This is a genomic window from Yersinia similis, from assembly GCF_001053095.1.
GTDB classification, from domain to species: Bacteria; Pseudomonadota; Gammaproteobacteria; order Enterobacterales; family Enterobacteriaceae; genus Yersinia; species Yersinia similis.
Genome location: NZ_CGBP01000020.1, coordinates 15,634 through 33,748, shown reverse-complemented (window position 1 = coordinate 33,748; position 18,115 = coordinate 15,634). Strand labels below are relative to the sequence as shown.

Sequence of the window (18,115 nt, the reverse complement as noted above, 5' to 3'; positions counted from 1 at the left end):
ACGCTTCCCTCAATAAAATGGGAGGCGCTAAAATCGCTCATGCGATATCACGCTTTTTCTGTGTGGAATGAATTTCTATGTTAGATAATACATAGCCACACCATTCTTAATGTGAATGTTACCACATTGTGATTATGGGTTATAACTTTCAGGACAGCACAGTGAGCCAGATCAAACCTTCGAGATTATCCTCTAGCACCGAAATCCGCGGTGCCCGGCAACTTGACGTGCTACAACGGCATAAATTGGCAGTACCACAACAGGATTGGCTGGCAGAAGAGGTGCCCGTTGCGTTGGTATACAACGGCATCTCCCATGTGGTGATGATGGCAACCCCTAAAGATTTGGATGCCTTCGCGCTGGGCTTTTCGTTATCAGAAGGCATCATTAGCAGTCCGCAGGAAATCTATTCTGTTGAGGTCACTCCCGGCTGTAACGGCATAGAGGTCAATATTGAGCTATCCAGTCGCCGTTTTTCTGGCCTGAAAGAGCGCCGCCGCGCCATGGCAGGGCGTACCGGTTGTGGAGTCTGTGGCATTGAACAACTGGACGATATCTTCCGCCCGATTACCCCGCTACCGTTCACCCAGACATTTAATCTGGAGCATTTGGATGCCGCCCTTGCCCAGCTAAAACAGGTACAACCGGTCGGTCAACTCACCGGCTGTACCCATGCTGCAGCATGGATTAATCCTGAAGGTAAGTTATTAGGCGGTTGTGAAGATGTAGGTCGCCATGTTGCACTGGATAAGCTACTGGGGATGCGGGCAAAACAACCGTGGCAACAAGGTGCGGTGCTGGTTTCCAGCCGTGCCAGCTATGAAATGGTGCAAAAAACTGCCATGTGTGGCGCAGAGATTTTATTTGCCGTCTCCGCCGCCACCACGCTTGCCGTTGAAGTCGCCGAGCGCTGCAATTTGACGCTAGTCGGTTTCAGTAAACCGGGGCGGGCAACGGTGTATACCCATCCGCAGCGAATGAAATAACAGAGATCGATTTATCGACAATCCACTCATTGGTGACACCAAAGATATAAAGATAATGGAGAGACTGATGTCAAATTCCCAGTGACCGACGACCACACTCAGACTTGAGCTAGTTGTCAATTTCGCTGATAGTGGATACCTCATTTTGTACCGTGAGGACACTGTCACTGATAAGTTGGTTATTTTAAACGTAAAATATCAAAAAGAAGCGGGTTACACCGTATCATCAGTTAATTTTATAAAAATATTATTGACCACATTTTATTCTTCATCGCCCCCAAGTAACCATACGATAAACATGGATTTGATAATCATTTTCAATATCATTTAATTAACTATAATGATCCCCATGCTTACGCGGTGCTTACTTTTTTTGCGCCGTCCTACACTACGGAGACGATGATTATGAGTTATTCACTGCCATCACTGCCTTATGCTTATGATGCCTTAGAACCACACTTCGATAAGCAGACGATGGAAATCCATCACACCAAACACCATCAGACCTATGTTAACAATGCAAATACGGTGTTGGAGAGCTTCCCGGAGCTGGCGGGCCTGAGCGTTGAAGATCTGATCAAAGACCTGGATAAAGTGCCTGCTGAAAAGCGCACCTTCATGCGTAACAACGCAGGCGGCCACGCTAACCACAGTCTGTTCTGGAAAGGCCTGAAACTGGGCACCACCCTAGCCGGTGACCTGAAAGCCGCTATTGAGCGCGATTTCGGCAGCGTAGACAGCTTCAAAGAAAAATTTGAACAAGCTGCTGCGACCCGTTTCGGTTCTGGCTGGGCTTGGCTGGTACTGAAAGACGACGGCAAACTGGCTGTTGTTTCAACCGCTAACCAAGATAGCCCGCTGATGGGCGAAGCCGTTTCTGGCGTATCAGGTTTCCCGATTGTGGGCCTGGACGTGTGGGAACACGCTTACTACCTGAAATTCCAAAACCGCCGCCCAGACTACATCAAAGCATTCTGGAACGTCGTTAACTGGGACGAAGCCGCAGCGCGTTTCACTCAAGCCAAGTAATTCGCTTAATCCATAAAACGGGCCTTAAACCGCCCGTTGCATAGCCAAAGAATGTGGCGTTGCAGATAAGCTTCAAGTACGAAAACACATGCCAGCAAGACACTCTTGCTGGCATTTTTATTGTTAAAGTTTCATCAATTCCTGCCGATAGATCATACAAGAAGGTTACTGGCATCCATGATAACAATGCATGGATGTAGAAAAAAGACGTTTGGGAAAAGCACTCTTGCCAAGGCTGCCCCGCGTACGCCAGTCCTTTAACTTCTCTAATAATTAGACCTTACCAAACTCACCTACGCTGATTAATTCATATCAGAAACACCGTATAACGGAGAAGAATATGGCGGTATTTAGCAAAATTATTGGCAGCTTTGATAACCTAAAAGTCGGAAAAAAACTGGGCTTAAGCTTTTTCCTGATGTTGCTATTGGTCGGAGTCATTGCGGGCACCACCGCTTATCACTTCTCCGTGATCGAAGAACATGCTTACAAAGTCGAGTTGAGCTACAAAATAAACGACGAAGCGAATCAGGCAAAATATAACCGCGCACTTTATGAACGTACCTATGACCTGAAATACATCACAGAAAACACACAGCACATCAATAAGATAAAAAATTTACTGACCCAAAGTGCCAATCTCCGCTGGTCAGTTGATAACCGAAAAAATATTGCCAACATTACCAATGTCGTTGAGGAGTACCAGCAACAACAGACGAACTTTGTAAATACGGTGGCCAATAAAGATAAAGTGCGTCAAAGCTGGAATATCTCTGAAAGCCTAAATAATATCAATGCACTACAGCAAAGCCTGCTTAATGAAGGGGCCGATACCAATACGCAAATACTGCTAGCAGAAATGAGCCAAAAATTAATGACAGTGCGTTACAACGCGCGCGGTTTATTACTGGATCGTAATAAAGATGCCGAAGCTGCACTGATGACTTCAATTAACATTGCCAACAGTGCAGCAAATGCTTTCATGTCCGTGTTATCTGCCGAGCAGCAGAAACTATTAGCACCGGTTGCCGCTAACCTAGCCCTCTATAAAGACAACGTTCTGGCCTATTTACCGGCTTATCAGCAAGAACTGGATGTTGGTAAAGTGATGGAAGCCAGTGCGAATGAATTGAATACGTTGGCCACCCAACTGTTTACCCAAGAGTTGCAAGGTACGCACAACGAGATTAACAATGCCCAGTACCAACTCGCCATTGCCGCTATTGCGGCCTTGTTCTTGGGGCTGTTGATCGCCTGGCGCATGACTCGTCAAATTACCGTGCCTCTACGTGCCACACTGGATATGGCAGAACGTATTGCCACCGGTGATTTAACCGCAGCAACCACATCATCCCGTACCGACGAACTGGGCATGTTGATGAATGCCGTCGCCCGAATGAATGAAAACCTGCGTGCCATGATTGATGAAATCCGCATTGGTGTCAGCCAGGTATCCCATGCCTCTGGTGAGATTGCCGCTGGCAATACTGATTTATCGTCCCGTACCGAGCAACAAGCCGCCGCCGTAGAAGAAACTGCCGCCAGCATGGAACAATTAAACGCCACAGTAAAACAGAACACGGATAACGCTCATCACGCCAATCAATTGGCCACCGAAGCCTCGCAGACCGCACAACAGGGCGGTAAGCTGGTCAATGATGTAGTGCGCACCATGAATGATATCTCTGGCAGTTCCAAACGTATTTCTGAAATCACCTCGGTGATTAACAGCATCGCTTTCCAGACCAATATTTTGGCGTTGAATGCTGCCGTTGAAGCGGCCAGGGCGGGTGAGCAAGGCCGTGGCTTTGCGGTAGTCGCCAGTGAAGTCAGAAATCTGGCACATCGCAGCGCGCAGGCCGCTAAAGAAATTGAGGGGCTGATTGGCGTGTCAGTTTCTCAGGTCAAAGCCGGGACATCTTTGGTAAAAGATGCCGGTCAAACCATGGAGGAAATTGTCCGTTCAGTGACTCATGTCCGCGATATTATGGCAGAAATTGCTTCAGCATCGGATGAACAAAGCCGCGGTATCACCCAAGTTAGCCAGGCTATCTCTGAAATGGACAATACCACGCAGCAGAATGCCGCCTTGGTGGAAGAATCTGCCGCCGCCGCCGATTCACTGGCTGAACAGGCCATCTTACTGGCTCAGGCAGTAGCGGTATTCCGGCTATCAGAAGGTGAAGGCGCGACAGATGAAGGCAGTGTTGTGACGCCAGTGGCCTATAACGGGCTTCATACGCCAGAAGACCGTCGGACCAAGCAGCAGGATAACTGGGAAACGTTCTAATCCCTCAATATCGGCAGGAATAGCCACTACGGTTATTTCTGCCATTTTTTCAGGCCCAACCAATCGTAGCCTGTACGCAGAAAATCACTATCTATTATCGATACCCCGGAAAAGAACAGATACGATAACTAACCTATTTTTTCTGTAATGATTTTTATTAAATCAGATAATCATCACTTCACTATGTATTTTTACTGCATTGGAATGTAACATATTATCAGTTTTTACACAGATGATTAGAAAATGAATCTCAAATTAATTTTACGGATAGTGATGATAGTATTTTCCTCAATTTTCTTTGCTATATCAGCCTATACAATTATAAGTCTATTGTTTGTCATTAAAGAAATGATTAATGACGGTGGTATATATGGAGTAAACTCCGGCAATCTTGCAGGACATCTGATTATTTTATTCTTTAGCATGGGTTGTTTCTACTTTTCAGCAAAGACAACCCAACGAATAAAAAATGGTAATAGCTTTGGTATAATCAAACACCATGGCGGTTCAAAAGATAAACCCCATTGCTCAACGGACGGTCGATAGTATGAAAAAAATAATATTCTTTATTATGCCATTTTTTATTTTACTGGAGTGTTCTCATGCCTCTGAAAAATATCCGGCAGATATCACGGCCTATTTAAACGTAGCAGATGACTGCCAATATTTCTCTGGCGAGTGGGACTCAACACTGCCTAAAGAACGACAGGTTGAGATAGAGAAAAAAGTGAATGTCACGTGTAGCAAAGCCCGTAGTTTGCAAGAAAAATTAAGCGTTAAATACAAAAAAAGACAGGATATTTTAGACGTTATTAATGGTTATGATTTCTAGCGGATACTGACGGTTTTTGTATCAAAAAAATTCAGTACATGCACAGCCTGTGCTGCCAGATACATACCCTCTTTGCTACCAAAAGCGAGATAGAGTATGGCTGGTTGGCACTTTCGCCAGATCGGAGATGGCGGTAGCCTTGTATCCTTTCCGAGAAAAAACCTGAAACATTGCTTCTATTCATGCTTACTCCGATAGCAAACGGGGACGCCCAGATTCTTTTCTTTCATATGGACACCTTGATTAACAGGTTATAACTTAACTATATAATTATTTTTTATCGATCACGCAAAAAATAGCATTGCATGACCAGATAGCCTGCGCTATATATTTTTAGCGAATACTGCGCGATGCCACAGCCACACTTTATAGGTTCAATTTTATCGCTGCAGGGATGATAGGCACTGCGCTGACTTATGATAAAAATACTGACTGACGGTCTGGGACCAAGGGATTAAACACCCGACCTAAGAGGTTAAGTAAGATTATCCGAGAGTTATTTTATGACAAATCGAATGAAAGCTTTAATGTTAGTAACACATCTTGTCGTATTTGCTGCGGGAACAGGATTGGGGATTTATATCTTGCCAATATTAACCGCAGAAACTAACGCTACAGCACCTGAGATTCAGGTAGTAAAGCAATCTGCAAAATATACCAGTGAGTTTAGCCGCAACCAGAAAGGAAGTGATGCCGTACACTGGGCAGAAGGAAAACTGTATGTATCAGAACACGAAATTGCCTTTGAAGGAGAAATTGCACCAGGACCTGATTACAAAATCTATCTGACGAAAACCCAGGCGGATGATAAAGAATCATTTCTTAAAATTAAGGATGATGCAAAATTAATTGGTGACTTGAAAAATTTTGGTAACTTCAAAAAGACGTTGCCCGCAGACGTCAATCCAGACGATTACACAACGGTACAAATATGGTGCGAAACATTTTCTCAGTTTATTGGCTCTGCCAGCTACAGGTAGTGAACATCAGGTAACTTTTTAATTTCATGAGTTCGCTGCTTTACGGTTGTATTGTATTAACGAAGGCAAAACCGTTATTACACTTAAAGAATTAGGGAGGGAGAATACCCAAAGAGAAAACACACCGGGTGGCGGCCATGCCACCCAGAGGTTACCGCAGGCGATCAAAACGCTTTTTTAGCGTAGCCTGTCACTTCTTTTAGGCCCATTTCACGGCCTAATGCTGTCATTGGGTGCACCACCACAATACCGCGCACCGCTTTCTTCAAGGTGCCCATATCCGCTTGCTCTTTCTTGGTAATAGCACGGCTGAAAGGCAGTTGAGCCAGTTTTTGAGCTTCTTCACTCAGATTTTTTACCCGCACTTCTTTCAGACGCTGAATTTCAGCGGCCAGTTTCTCTTTTTCTTTCATATGCTGGGTAATTAGCTCCACATTACCCTTTTGGATCACCGCCGGGTCTTTGTGATTCAGCGCATCCAGCATATCGCTTAAGCGTTTGATTTCTGCATGTTCTTTCATAATATTGGTCCGTACATGCCTCTGATGGGCACGATATTTCACTAAAGTTAGAGATATAATAACACTGATTGTGTATCAAGACAGAGATGCATTCCACTAAGCCACTGGCTCTTGCACCGGTTGCCACGCCGTTCCGGCAGGTAAGCCGCTAATTTCACAGGCGGCCAGCCCAACCCGCATCAATGCCTCAGTATAGCGGCTATTAAAGGGATAGCAGCAAGAGAGCCGAAACGCATTACGATAGCGGCCATTGGGCGAATAGAGCGTGCCGAGTGCCAGGTTTTGCTGACCGTTGCCAGAGAGGTCTCAAATTCCATCAAGAAGAAAATCTATTGCCGCTTTTACCTGTGTACAATATTGCGCCGCGCCGCAGAACTCTGCCCCCAGAGCGCGAACAGGTATACTTGCCAGTTCGTGAGTCATTACTGCGTATTCTTTGCCGTCTGTCAGCCTAATAAGGGGAATCATTCGATCTGGACGATTGCCGCCCGGATATTTTTCAACAGGTAACAGCGGGATTACAATTCGACGATTTAGTTGTCCGATAATGTCGCTCGTTACATCAAGTAACAGGGGGTAAGCGACGCTTTTTCCGGTATTACAGTAGACAGTGAATTGCATCGTTAAAACGTCCTGTATTCATCGCTGAAGCAACCATGTTCATCATGGAAACGATTTAATGCCTCAAGGGCTTCCGTGTTCTCTTCCTGCCATTTTCTCGTTGCGTGATGACGTAGTTCGGCATCTAGAGCGGCCGCCAGGGTAGCGCTAAGGTTAATACCGGCCTCACGCGCCCTGCTTAGTAAGTCTCGCTCTACAGTCATTGTGACGTTCTGTGTATTGCGTTGTTTGGCTGCCATGGGACGCTCTCCTGTGATGATTATACGTGTAAACTACACAGTACTATGCACGTATAATAACAAACTATAGCGCAGAGGACTCTCCCCATAAGAAAAGAATAATGACATGAGGTTATTGACAAAGTGCCCGCGACGGAGAGAACAGGCAGATCGTAAAGACGCCGTAAATACATCCATGTAGGCTCGAGCCGCGCCATCCTTGGCGCGGACGCTTTACTCCTCTGCCTATCCTCACCGTTCAAGATCAAGTCATCGGGGTTTGTCAGCAGTCTGACATGGGGTTTGGGCAATCATGGGGGATTAACTGCGCCATGCACTACAGGCTAACTGGATGTACTACACAGGTTAACTGGAAATTGCGGTTATTTAATGGCGTGATGGGCGGTTTAATGGCAATCACTGCTGTATGGCTGTTGGTAGAAGAGTGGCTAAACGTAATTTCGTGATTAACCATGACCTAATGGCGAGAGTTTAGAGACCTGTTTGACGCTGATGCGGGAGAGTAGTTCCGTGATAGACAGCACCATGGTGGAGCGTACCATTTGCTGATAACGCTGGCGTTGCATGGCAATCAGCGAAGCATCGGCTTCATCAGGGCGTAAAAAAGTGGGTACTGGCGGCAATTCATCGACACAATGCAATTCACCAAATGGCCCGAGGATTTCGTCATCGGTAAAGCGATACTCGGTGCCATCGTGGTTTAGCTCTTCACGTAGCGCCATTAATAGCTCAGCATCTTCATATTCATGCCGGGTGATCACCCCTAGGGCATAAACCAGCTTCAACCGCACAGAGAGTTCGCCCAATGGCCCGTCACCGACCAGTAACGGCTCCACGGCATACTTCACCGCATAATCATCTTTACGAAAAATCTGCACTACGAGTATATTCAGTGCTTCAGCCAATAAATCGACTGCCGCCATCAAGAAGCTGCGCACGGTCTTTCCAGCGTTCAAATGTTCAAGAACCCGATTCTCAAATGCTTGTGTTTTTTCAATCATTGCTGGTCACTGGGAAGTTGGTGAAGTCCTGTCCGCCTGATTATGACGCCACGGCAAAATAAACACCGCATAAATTTAATCCGGTATTTACCCTCTGCTGCAGCGGATCAATTATCCGTTGGCAAATCCTTTATTGTCGTATCATTGGCCTGCTATCGTTTCCGTTACCAGGCCAATGGGACATAGCTGGCTTATCACTACAATCAGTGCGCCAGCTTCTCCTGCATGGCGTTATACACACTCACCGCCTGTTCGACAACCTCACTATCAGCAGGCAAGCCTGAAATTTGCGCTAACGCAGCTTTCGGCCCTAATTGTGCCAATAACGCCACCAACTCTTGGGCCTGCGGATCTTGCTCACTGCGATAGCTCATGGCGGCGGCAATACCCGTTACCAAAGAATCGTGCGGCAATTGATACTCCAGCGTACCTAGCAGCGGTTTGATCAAACGATCACCGGCGCTCAGTTTACGCAGTGGCTGGCGGCCAACCCGCTCGACATCATCGTGCAGATAAGGATTTTCAAAACGAGAGAGAATTTTGTTGATATAAGCGGCATGTTTCTGTGGGTCGAAAGCATAACGCTTAATCAGTACCGCACCGCTCTCTTCCATCGCACCTTTTACTGTTTGACGCACCGCCGGGTCGAGAATCGCATCGCGGATCGTTTGATGGCCTGCCAGTTGGCCCAGATACGCGGTAATAGCATGCCCGGTATTCAGCGTGAAGAGCTTACGCTCGACAAAAGCCATGAGATTATCGGTCAATTCCATGCCCACGATTTCGGGTGGCTGGCCTTTAAATTGGGTACCGTCGACTATCCATTCGCTAAAAGTTTCTACCGTGACAGCCAGGATATCAGTACTACCTGCTTCAGAGGGGGGGACAATACGATCTACTGCCGAATCCACAAAACCCACATGCTGCTCTACCCATATTTGTTCATCTTCTGGTAAGGCAGCAAACACATGTTGTTTTAATTGGCTAGTGCCACGCACCATATTTTCGCAGGCAATAATATTCAGTGGGCGGGTATTCCCTTGCTGATGGCGGGTTATCAGACCCTGTGCCACTGTCGCGGCAATTCTGGCCAAAATTTGTGGGCCAACAGCGGTGGTGACAATATCGGCCTCAGCAATCAGCGCAACCACTTCTGGGCTACCGCTGTTTACCGCACTGACATTCTTTACCTCTTCAACCCGTGCCTGTTCACCGACCACATTGACCTGATAACTTTTACGTTTATTCAGCTCATCCAACAATGGTTGATTCACATCGGCGAAAGTCAGTTGCGCACCGGCATCAGCGAGCAGTTTGCCGATGAAGCCACGGCCAATATTCCCTGCGCCAAAATGTAATGCTTTCATATTCGTTACCTTGCTGTAAAAGGGCCATTTTCTTCCAACAGCCCTATCAGTTATGACTTGTTTATACGCTAAATAATTCGCGTTGCAGGCAGGCAAGGCAGCCAACGCTCATGCAGCTTGAAGTATGACGGGTATATCAAGCAGACGTTTTACCGCCCAGTAAATCCAATACTTCCTGCACGTTGGTGGTCTTACTTAAACGCGCAATCACCGAGTCGTCGTCCAGTGCATTTGTCAGGCTGGTAATGACTTGAATGTGCTCGTTGTTACGGGCAGCAATACCAATCACCAGACGGGCGACATCATCTTCTTCATCGCCAAAGCGCACGCCTTCCGGGTATTGACAGAACACCACCCCGGTCTTCAACACACGGTCTTTTGCTTCAATCGTGCCATGTGGCACTGCGATAGACTCACCCAGATACGTTGAGCTCAATTTTTCACGATCCAGCATCGCCTCAACATATTCAGGTTCGACATAGCCACCTTTGACCAACTGTTCACCGGCGAAGCGGATAGCCTGTTCTTTGGCGGTCGCATGCTGATTGAGGAAGATATTCTCCGCCCCCAACTTGAACAAATTATCTTCAAATGCTTCGAAGCTATCGTCCAGTTTTTCAATCACTTTCTGTACTTTAGTATTATCAACCAATTGACTGGCTTGCAGCAGTTCCGCCGTCAGATTGTTGTACAGCTGGCTGTCGAGGAAGTTAGTCAGCGAGATATGCTGTGCCTGCGGTGCATGGCGCATCGCCCGCTCAGTCAAATCACGGTGCGTGATCACCAGATCCACATCTTCCGGTAAGTTGTTGATTGCACAGTTGGTCACCGCAATATGTTTCAGCCCGGCATCTTGTACTTTTTTACGTAGAACACCGGCCCCCATCGCACTGGAACCCATACCGGCATCACAGGCAACGATAATTTTACGCACTGTGCTTAAATCGCCGGCAGCAGCAGCGGCATTGGCCGCCTGAACACCTTTAGACTGCGCTTTCATATCTTGCATACGGCGGGTTGCGCCTTCAAGGCCCTCTTCATCGTCTTTAGCCTTAGAGCTTTTCAGCAAGATGGCAGAGACCACGAAGGACACGGCAAAGGCCGTGGCAACAGCTGCAATATTGGCAAAGTAAGCACCTTTAGGTGTCATTGCCAATATTGCCAGAATAGAACCCGGTGAAGCTGCAGATACCAGCCCGCCGTTCAGCAGAGTCAGGGTGAACACACCTGTCATACCCCCCAGAATCACCGCCAACAGTAAGCGAGGGTTCATCAGCACATAAGGGAAATAAATTTCGTGGATACCACCGAAGAAGTGGATGATAGCGGCACCACCAGCTGACTGCTTAGCATTACCTTTGCCGAAGAACATATACGCCATCAACACACCCAAACCCGGACCTGGGTTTGCTTCGATCAAGAAGAAGATAGACTTACCGGTTTCAGCGGCTTGCTGGACACCCAGTGGTGAGAAGATACCGTGGTTGATGGCGTTATTCAGGAAGAGAATTTTTGCCGGTTCAACGAAGATCGATGCGAGTGGCAACAGATTATTCTGCACCATAACATCCACACCGTAAGCCAGCCCTTTAGACAGGACTTCAACCAACGGACCAATCGCCATAAAGGCCAGGAGAGCCAGCAACATACCAATGATGCCGGATGAGAAGTTGTTCACCAACATCTCAAAGCCGCTTTTTATTTTACCTTCAACCCAGCGGTCAAAATGTTTAATTGCCCAGCCACCCAGCGGGCCGACAATCATCGCACCGAGGAACATTGGCATATCCGCACCAACGATCACCCCCATGGTGGTGATGGCACCGACTACGCCACCTCGATCTCCGCCTACCAAACGGCCACCGGTAAAACCGATCAACAGTGGCAACAGATAGGTAATCATCGGTCCAACCAGTTTGGCTAAGGTTTCATTGGGCAGCCAGCCGGTTGGAATAAACAGTGCGGTGATAATGCCCCAAGCAATAAATGCGCCGATATTGGGCATAACCATATTGCTTAGGAATCGGCCAAAGTTTTGGACCCTGACCTTTGCGTCTGGTGAAAACATAAAACACCCCTATTGGTACGCGCTAACAATAAGAGCGCGATATAATTATTTTAATTGGAGGCAGTTTTGCAAAACCCGCCAGTATTACCTTATGCAAACACGCTGTATGCAAAACAAACTCTAGCATGCTCTTTTAGCCACGCGTAGCTCACGAAAATTTCGTGACGAAAGTCACACAAAACAACCCATCACACCGGTGTATTTGTTGATTAAGATCACAGTTACAGGCTGTAATAAAGTCACAACGTAGAATTTTTGAGCTAAAAAACCAATCAAGTGTGACTTAAGTCACGATTAATGATCGGTTGTTTGTTTTTAAAGTGTGATATTTGTCACAAGTTATTTTTGCTCGTAGGAGGAGAAGCCGACATTCATCCGAAAGATCGCGCTATCGTGGTTTAAGCCAGAGAGGAATATGTAAGAAAATAACAGGGGCCAAAAGGCCCCTGAGCAATACTCAAATTCTATTTAACAAAATCTATTACTGCATTACCTTCATCACGCGCTTTTGCGCTGCCATCATCTCCGGGTACTTGGCGACCAAGTTGCTCATCATCGTGTTGTACTGAGCGGCTTGCTGCGGAGTCTGGAATTGAATGCCACCGTTATTAAAGGTCACTTGCGTACCCTGCTGTTGCAGGAAATCCCCAACCTGAACCAGATCTTGCACAAATGAAGAGACCACCGGCACTGCTGGAATCAACACATTAGCAGGCTGAGTCACAATGTTATCAAAGGCTCTGTTGAACACCACTTTCAAATCATCTGGTAGCTTCAATGCGGCTTGAGCGCTGTCAGCTTGGGCTTTGGCAGTGCGGATCTGTTGTACTAACAGGTTCAGCGCGCCCGCAGACTGCTGTAACGCATCACGCTTACTGAGATAATCCTGTGCCACGCGGATTTGATTGATTTGCTCAATAGCCGGAACCAGACTGGCATCAACTGATTTACTCAGTTGCTGCGAAAAAGTGACTAAAATCGCGTAGTCGCTGACATAAGGGCCAAACTTCTGCTTTTGGTCTTCACTCAGTGTTGGCAGTTTCATCCCACTGCGCATCACGGTGTTTTGCAGATAATCAATAAAAGCCTTACGTTGTTCTGGCTCTTTATCTCCGCAGGCGGTCACCAAGAACATGACCAAGAACGCCAATAAAGGTGCCAACCAGCGTGGGTTCCGGACGGTGTTCAATGCAAAAATCATGTGCAATCACTCCTTAATAAACTATTTACTCTCACAAAATCCCGTTCTTAGCATCCAATCCGTGCGGTACACAATCTATTGGACAAAGTCTCTATTGGATAAAATCTTAATGAGTATATACCCAAAGCACGGGAGGTTGCAGGGAGAGTCCGCGAACGAACCCAGGTTCGTTAACGTAAGCCAAGGCCCGCATCGCTAACCCCATAAAGGCATAACGTAAGGGGAGCGTATAGCTCCCCTGAGGTTATTGACAAAGTGCCCGCGACGGAGAGAACAGGCAGATCGTAAAGACGCCGTAAATACATCCATGTAGGCTCGAGCCGCGCCATCCTTGGCGCGGACTCTTTACTCCTCTGCCTATCCTCACCGTTCAAGATCGCGTCATCGGGCTTTGTCAGCAGTCTGAGGGGAGCGTATAGCTCCCCTTATTGCCCAGCACGATGTTATCGAGCAAATTATTGCAACAGCGAAATATCAGCAACCTGCAAGAACAGCTCGCGGAGTTTGCTCAGCAATGTCAGACGGTTAACCCGTACAGCATCGTCTTCAGCCATCACCATCACGCTCTCGAAGAACTCATCGACAGTTTCCCGTAAGGCAGCTAATTCAACCAGCGCCTCTTTGTACTGACCCGCCGCGAAAACCGGCTCCAGTTGATCGCGTAATACCACCAAATGAGTCGCCAGTTTTAGCTCTGCCGGTTCTTTTAAGATCGAAGCATGAACGTGATCATTCAGGGTATCTGTGGATTTCGCCAGAATATTTGATACACGTTTGTTGGCGGCAGCCAATGCGGCAGCAGCATCCAGTGTGCGGAAATAGGTCACCGCTTTCACTCGCGCATCAAAATCAGCCGGTTTGGTCGGACGACGTGCCAATACCGCCTGAATGGTATCGACGCTATGACCTTCATCCTGATACCAGGCACGGAAACGGCCCAGCATGAATTCAATCACTTCATCGACCACTTTCGCATTGGTCAGCTTACTGCCGTACAGGCGCACCGCCTCTTCAGTCAGTGTTTGCAGATCCAGTGACAAATTCTTTTCGACGATAATACGCAGTACACCCAACGCTGCACGGCGCAGAGCAAACGGATCTTTATCGCCTTTCGGATGTTGACCGATACCGAAGATACCCGCCAGCGTGTCCATCTTATCGGCAATGGCCAGCGCACAGGCGACCGGGTTAGATGGCAAGTCATCACCGGCAAAACGTGGCTGATATTGTTCATTTAATGCAACGGCAACGTCTTCAGCTTCACCATCGTGGCGGGCGTAGTGCATCCCCATCACACCTTGAGTATCGGTGAATTCGAATACCATGTTGGTCATCAGGTCACACTTGGACAGCAGACCCGCACGGGTGGCGTGATTAACATCAGCGCCAATTTGTGCAGCAACCCAACCCGCCAACGCCTGAATACGATCTGTTTTATCACGCAGGGTACCCAGTTGCTGTTGGAACAGCACGGTTTCCAGACGCGGTAAATTATCTTCCAGCCGTTTTTTGCGGTCAGTCTTAAAGAAGAACTCAGCATCAGCCAAACGTGGGCGAACCACCTTCTCATTGCCAGAAATGATTTGTTGAGGGTCTTTAGACTCAATGTTGGCGACAAAAATGAAGTGTGGCATCAAGTGACCGGCGGTATCGTAAACCGGAAAATACTTCTGATCCCCCTTCATGGTGTACACCAGCGCTTCCGCAGGGACAGCCAGGAATTTCTCTTCAAACTTGGCGGTGAGCACCACCGGCCATTCCACCAATGACGCCACTTCCTCTAGCAGGCTTTCACTCAGATCAGCAACGCCGCCAATCTGTTGTGCTGCCTGTTCTGCATCACGCTTAATGATTGATTTACGCAATTCATAATCAGCAATGACCTTGCCACGCTCCAGCAGAATCTGTGGGTATTGGTCAGCACTGTCGATTGTGAATTCCGCTTCACCCATAAAGCGATGACCACGGATCACCCGATCTGAATTGATACCCAGCACGGTGCCAGGAATAACGTCAGTCCCCAATAGCAGGGTCACGGTATGCACCGGACGGACGAATTGAGTTTCTTTATCACCCCAACGCATCAGTTTTGGAATTGGCAACTTACTCAGCGCGGTATTAACCATGCCTGCCAGCAATAACTGGGCAGGTTGCCCTTTGACATGGGCGCGGTACAGCAGCCACTCGCCTTTATCCGTCACCAGACGCTCCGCCTGATCGACAGTAATACCGCAGCCACGCGCCCAACCTTCAGCGGCTTTGCTAGGTTTACCCTCAGCATCAAACGCTTGCGCAATGGCCGGGCCGCGCTTTTCGACTTCACGATCAGCCTGAGCCGCACTTAAATTGGCCACTTTTACTGCCAGACGGCGCGGTGCGGCGTACCAACTCACCTCACCATGAGACAAATTAGCGTTATCCAGTTCAGCCGTAAAATTAGCGGCAAAAGATTCGGCCAGAGAACGAAGAGCCTTCGGCGGCAGCTCTTCCGTGCCGATTTCCACCAGGAAAGTCTGTTGAGTCATGACAGCCTCTTAGTTCTGATTCTTTTTGCACATAGGGAAGCCCAATGCCTCGCGGGAGGCATAATAAGCCTCGGCGACAGCTTTGGTCAGCGTACGGATGCGCAGAATATAGCGTTGACGCTCGGTAACCGAGATAGCTTTACGGGCGTCCAGCAAGTTAAACGTATGACCCGCTTTCAGAATACGTTCGTAAGCAGGCAGCGGCAGTGGAGTTTCCAGCGCCAGTAGGGACTGCGCTTCTTTCTCGTACTGCTCAAAGCAGGAGAACAGGAAATCTACATCGGCGTATTCGAAATTATAGGTGGATTGCTCCACTTCATTCTGATGATAAATATCGCCGTAAGTGGTGGTACCCAGCGGACCGTCGCACCATATCAGGTCATAAACGCTGTCTACGCCCTGAATGTACATCGCCAAACGCTCCAGACCATAAGTGATCTCGCCGGTGACCGGTTTGCATTCCAAGCCACCCACTTGCTGGAAGTAAGTAAACTGCGTGACTTCCATGCCATTTAGCCACACTTCCCAACCCAGACCCCAGGCCCCCAGTGTTGGGTTCTCCCAGTTATCTTCAACGAAACGAATATCGTGGATGGTCGGGTCCAGACCTAGCTCTTTCAGCGAGCCTAAATACAGCTCCTGAATGTTGTCTGGCGAAGGTTTAATGATCACCTGGAACTGATAATAGTGTTGTAGGCGATTCGGGTTCTCACCGTAGCGACCGTCGGTCGGGCGGCGTGAAGGTTGTACATAAGCAGCAGCGATTGGCTCTGGGCCAATTGCGCGCAGGCAGGTCATTGGATGGGAGGTACCCGCGCCGACTTCCATGTCCAGTGGTTGAACAATGGTACAGCCTTGGCGCGCCCAATAGTCCTGTAACGTCAGGATCAGGCCCTGAAAGGTCTTGGTATCAAACTTTTGCATGTTGGATTCGCACGCGATACAAGTGGATTAAAATGGAATGGGTCAGTATACCCGTTGACCGTAAGATATACAGCCAGAATCCGGTAAGATGCTGCAATCAGGTTTAATTTATGGCCCGACGAAGGGATAAAGTGGTTTAAATTTCACCATTTCTAACCACACCAGCCCCCTATTAAGGTCACCACAGAATAGAAATGAGCGGGTTGCTTATCTGTACCTGAACAGCGATCATCCTCCGCTATAACAAGCTACACAGATGCTATAACAAGCTACAAACGCTATAACAAACAACAAAAAAGGTAAATAAATATGAGCTTGCAACGCTGTGGTTGGGTTACCTCTGATCCCCTTTACCTGGCCTACCACGACACCGAATGGGGTGTGCCACTCAAAGATAGCCGGGCATTGTTTGAAATGATCTGTCTGGAAGGGCAACAAGCGGGGCTTTCATGGATAACCGTGCTGAAAAAACGGGAGCATTATCGCAAATGCTTCCATCATTTTGATCCGGTGCGGGTGGCTAAAATGGGGCCTGAAGAGGTAGAAAAACTGGTACAGGACAGCGGAATTATCCGCCATCGCGGTAAAATCCAAGCCATTATTACCAACGCACAGGCTTATTTAGCAATGGAAGCCAACGGCGAAGACTTCTCACGCTTTATCTGGCGTTTTGTTGATGATGAGCCAAAGATTAACCATTGGTGGTGTCTGGCAGAAGCCCCGGCCACCACCGTAGTATCTGATGCCATGTCTAAGGCTTTGAAAAAACGTGGGTTTAAATTCATTGGTTCGACGATTTGTTATGCTTTTATGCAAGCCAGCGGCTTGGTGAACGATCACATGGCGAATTGTTTCTGCCACCCAGATAACGCAGTGAAATGATTCGAATCTACCAACCCGACGATCTCAATGCCCTGATGCAACTGTGGCTAACCAGTACCATTGATGCACACCCTTTTGTTGCCGAGCAATACTGGCATGAGAGCGCTCCCTTAATCAGAGAGACTTATCTTCCGGTAGCACGTACCTGGGTATATCAGCAACCGGGGGCGGCCGGTGAGAAAAACGCGATTATCGGGTTTATCAGTATCCTGGAAGAACAACTTGTCGGGGCGTTATTTGTTGCTCAAGCCTTTCACGGCCACGGTGTCGCCAAGGCCTTGATGGACCATGTTCAGCAACACTACCCAGCGCTGAGTCTGGAGGTGTATCAGCAAAACCAGCGCGCCTACCGCTTCTATCGTAAACAGGGTTTTACGGTCATCGGGCGGGCTTATCACGCAGAAACTCAGGGCACAATCCTCACGATGCATTGGCAACAATCCACACATTAACCCGTCTTTTATCGCTTTCTTTATTCATATCGCAAGGCACTGTTCATACCGCAGAAAAACAAGATGCAATGATGGCAAGACTTGTGTGGGAGCCGTAATAACCGCGCTTTTGGGCGTACTAACGACTTTTTCATTGCCATAGCGCGCTCTTATGAGAAATTTGTCGAGAAAACCAGCACTTCCGCCAATCTGGCAGC

Annotated in this window: 18 protein-coding genes and 1 pseudogene; 8 read left to right on the top strand and 11 right to left on the bottom strand. The window is 47.9% G+C overall.

Translation table 11 applies throughout. The annotated features are described in order from the left end of the window. Positions 1 to 161 precede the first annotated feature (161 nt). The 5 genes from fdhD to AC971_RS14610 all read left to right on the top strand — a co-directional run bounded on the left by fdhD (position 162) and on the right by AC971_RS14610 (position 6,117). Positions 162 to 986 (top strand): formate dehydrogenase accessory sulfurtransferase FdhD, encoded by an 825-nt coding sequence (gene fdhD / locus AC971_RS14630; protein ID WP_025381923.1) that lies wholly within the window; start codon positions 162 to 164, stop codon positions 984 to 986. 405 nt (positions 987 to 1,391) lie between these two features. Beyond that, entirely contained in the window at positions 1,392 to 2,015 is a 624-nt protein-coding gene (gene sodA / locus AC971_RS14625; RefSeq protein ID WP_025381924.1) for a superoxide dismutase [Mn], read from the top strand. 340 nt (positions 2,016 to 2,355) lie between these two features. Next, positions 2,356 to 4,305 carry a methyl-accepting chemotaxis protein gene (locus AC971_RS14620; RefSeq protein ID WP_025381925.1) on the top strand — a complete coding sequence of 650 codons (1,950 nt, stop codon included), beginning with the start codon at positions 2,356 to 2,358 and terminating at the stop codon, positions 4,303 to 4,305. A 499-nt stretch (positions 4,306 to 4,804) separates the two neighbouring features. Beyond that, on the top strand, positions 4,805 to 5,137 hold the full coding sequence (locus AC971_RS14615) for a hypothetical protein (protein WP_025381926.1): 333 nt from the start codon (positions 4,805 to 4,807) through the stop codon (positions 5,135 to 5,137). 503 nt (positions 5,138 to 5,640) lie between these two features. Beyond that, a complete protein-coding gene (locus AC971_RS14610; protein WP_025381927.1) occupies positions 5,641 to 6,117 on the top strand; it encodes a DM13 domain-containing protein in 477 nt (158 codons plus the stop codon). Positions 6,118 to 6,281: 164 nt separating this feature from the next. On the opposite strand, the gene AC971_RS14605 is transcribed toward AC971_RS14610, so the two are convergent. From AC971_RS14605 to AC971_RS24360, 5 genes and pseudogenes are all read right to left on the bottom strand, one after another. Beyond that, on the bottom strand, positions 6,282 to 6,638 hold the full coding sequence (locus AC971_RS14605; RefSeq protein ID WP_025381928.1) for a YibL family ribosome-associated protein: 357 nt from the start codon (positions 6,636 to 6,638) through the stop codon (positions 6,282 to 6,284). Between the two features lie 96 nt (positions 6,639 to 6,734). Then, positions 6,735 to 6,917 (bottom strand): annotated as a pseudogene (locus AC971_RS25205) (aminotransferase-like domain-containing protein); the annotation flags it as partial. Between the two features lie 27 nt (positions 6,918 to 6,944). Continuing rightward, positions 6,945 to 7,259: a CcdB family protein gene (locus AC971_RS14600; RefSeq protein WP_025381929.1), complete on the bottom strand. Its 315-nt coding sequence runs from the start codon at positions 7,257 to 7,259 to the stop codon at positions 6,945 to 6,947. Positions 7,260 to 7,261: 2 nt separating this feature from the next. After that, a complete protein-coding gene (locus AC971_RS14595) occupies positions 7,262 to 7,498 on the bottom strand; it encodes a type II toxin-antitoxin system CcdA family antitoxin (RefSeq protein WP_025381930.1) in 237 nt (78 codons plus the stop codon). Positions 7,499 to 7,531: 33 nt separating this feature from the next. Next, on the bottom strand, positions 7,532 to 7,675 hold the full coding sequence (locus AC971_RS24360; RefSeq protein ID WP_071825452.1) for a gluconate 5-dehydrogenase: 144 nt from the start codon (positions 7,673 to 7,675) through the stop codon (positions 7,532 to 7,534). Between the two features lie 98 nt (positions 7,676 to 7,773). On the opposite strand from AC971_RS24360, the gene AC971_RS24735 reads away from it, so the two are divergent. Next, a complete protein-coding gene (locus AC971_RS24735; protein WP_162471853.1) occupies positions 7,774 to 7,944 on the top strand; it encodes a hypothetical protein in 171 nt (56 codons plus the stop codon). Here the strand turns inward: AC971_RS24735 and AC971_RS14590 are convergent, their stop codons facing one another. The 6 genes from AC971_RS14590 to glyQ form a co-directional block, all read right to left on the bottom strand. Continuing rightward, positions 7,945 to 8,499 (bottom strand): MltR family transcriptional regulator, encoded by a 555-nt coding sequence (locus AC971_RS14590; RefSeq protein WP_025381931.1) that lies wholly within the window; start codon positions 8,497 to 8,499, stop codon positions 7,945 to 7,947. A gap of 203 nt (positions 8,500 to 8,702) precedes the next feature. Next, complete coding sequence (locus tag AC971_RS14585; RefSeq protein WP_025381932.1) at positions 8,703 to 9,866, bottom strand: mannitol-1-phosphate 5-dehydrogenase; 1,164 nt, start codon at positions 9,864 to 9,866, stop codon at positions 8,703 to 8,705. A gap of 136 nt (positions 9,867 to 10,002) precedes the next feature. After that, positions 10,003 to 11,934, bottom strand: a complete 1,932-nt coding sequence (locus AC971_RS14580; protein WP_025381933.1) for a PTS mannitol transporter subunit IICBA — start codon at positions 11,932 to 11,934, stop codon at positions 10,003 to 10,005. A gap of 481 nt (positions 11,935 to 12,415) precedes the next feature. Beyond that, on the bottom strand, positions 12,416 to 13,135 hold the full coding sequence (locus tag AC971_RS14575) for a DUF3053 domain-containing protein (protein ID WP_012105968.1): 720 nt from the start codon (positions 13,133 to 13,135) through the stop codon (positions 12,416 to 12,418). Positions 13,136 to 13,590: 455 nt separating this feature from the next. Then, entirely contained in the window at positions 13,591 to 15,660 is a 2,070-nt protein-coding gene (gene glyS, locus AC971_RS14570; RefSeq protein ID WP_025381934.1) for a glycine--tRNA ligase subunit beta, read from the bottom strand. A 9-nt stretch (positions 15,661 to 15,669) separates the two neighbouring features. Continuing rightward, a complete protein-coding gene (gene glyQ / locus AC971_RS14565; RefSeq protein WP_002209624.1) occupies positions 15,670 to 16,584 on the bottom strand; it encodes a glycine--tRNA ligase subunit alpha in 915 nt (304 codons plus the stop codon). Positions 16,585 to 16,893: 309 nt separating this feature from the next. Between glyQ and AC971_RS14560 the strand changes: the two genes are divergently transcribed. Beyond that, positions 16,894 to 17,466: a DNA-3-methyladenine glycosylase I gene (locus AC971_RS14560; protein ID WP_025381935.1), complete on the top strand. Its 573-nt coding sequence runs from the start codon at positions 16,894 to 16,896 to the stop codon at positions 17,464 to 17,466. After that, a complete protein-coding gene (locus AC971_RS14555) occupies positions 17,463 to 17,918 on the top strand; it encodes an N-acetyltransferase (protein WP_025381936.1) in 456 nt (151 codons plus the stop codon). Before AC971_RS14560 ends, AC971_RS14555 begins: the two co-directional genes overlap by 4 nt. Positions 17,919 to 18,115: the final 197 nt, after the last annotated feature.

Coding starts and splice junctions, on each gene's coding strand:
- AC971_RS14595 (WP_025381930.1), bottom strand. CDS start 7,498: ATGGCAGCCAAACAACGCAATACACAGAACGTCACAATGACTGTAGAG.
- AC971_RS14600 (WP_025381929.1), bottom strand. CDS start 7,259: ATGCAATTCACTGTCTACTGTAATACCGGAAAAAGCGTCGCTTACCCC.
- glyQ (WP_002209624.1), bottom strand. CDS start 16,584: ATGCAAAAGTTTGATACCAAGACCTTTCAGGGCCTGATCCTGACGTTA.
- AC971_RS14610 (WP_025381927.1), top strand. CDS start 5,641: ATGACAAATCGAATGAAAGCTTTAATGTTAGTAACACATCTTGTCGTA.
- AC971_RS24360 (WP_071825452.1), bottom strand. CDS start 7,675: ATGGATGTATTTACGGCGTCTTTACGATCTGCCTGTTCTCTCCGTCGC.
- sodA (WP_025381924.1), top strand. CDS start 1,392: ATGAGTTATTCACTGCCATCACTGCCTTATGCTTATGATGCCTTAGAA.
- AC971_RS14620 (WP_025381925.1), top strand. CDS start 2,356: ATGGCGGTATTTAGCAAAATTATTGGCAGCTTTGATAACCTAAAAGTC.
- AC971_RS14555 (WP_025381936.1), top strand. CDS start 17,463: ATGATTCGAATCTACCAACCCGACGATCTCAATGCCCTGATGCAACTG.
- AC971_RS14590 (WP_025381931.1), bottom strand. CDS start 8,499: ATGATTGAAAAAACACAAGCATTTGAGAATCGGGTTCTTGAACATTTG.
- AC971_RS14575 (WP_012105968.1), bottom strand. CDS start 13,135: ATGATTTTTGCATTGAACACCGTCCGGAACCCACGCTGGTTGGCACCT.
- AC971_RS14605 (WP_025381928.1), bottom strand. CDS start 6,638: ATGAAAGAACATGCAGAAATCAAACGCTTAAGCGATATGCTGGATGCG.
- AC971_RS14585 (WP_025381932.1), bottom strand. CDS start 9,866: ATGAAAGCATTACATTTTGGCGCAGGGAATATTGGCCGTGGCTTCATC.
- glyS (WP_025381934.1), bottom strand. CDS start 15,660: ATGACTCAACAGACTTTCCTGGTGGAAATCGGCACGGAAGAGCTGCCG.
- AC971_RS24735 (WP_162471853.1), top strand. CDS start 7,774: ATGGGGTTTGGGCAATCATGGGGGATTAACTGCGCCATGCACTACAGG.
- AC971_RS14560 (WP_025381935.1), top strand. CDS start 16,894: ATGAGCTTGCAACGCTGTGGTTGGGTTACCTCTGATCCCCTTTACCTG.
- AC971_RS14615 (WP_025381926.1), top strand. CDS start 4,805: ATGGCGGTTCAAAAGATAAACCCCATTGCTCAACGGACGGTCGATAGT.
- AC971_RS14580 (WP_025381933.1), bottom strand. CDS start 11,934: ATGTTTTCACCAGACGCAAAGGTCAGGGTCCAAAACTTTGGCCGATTC.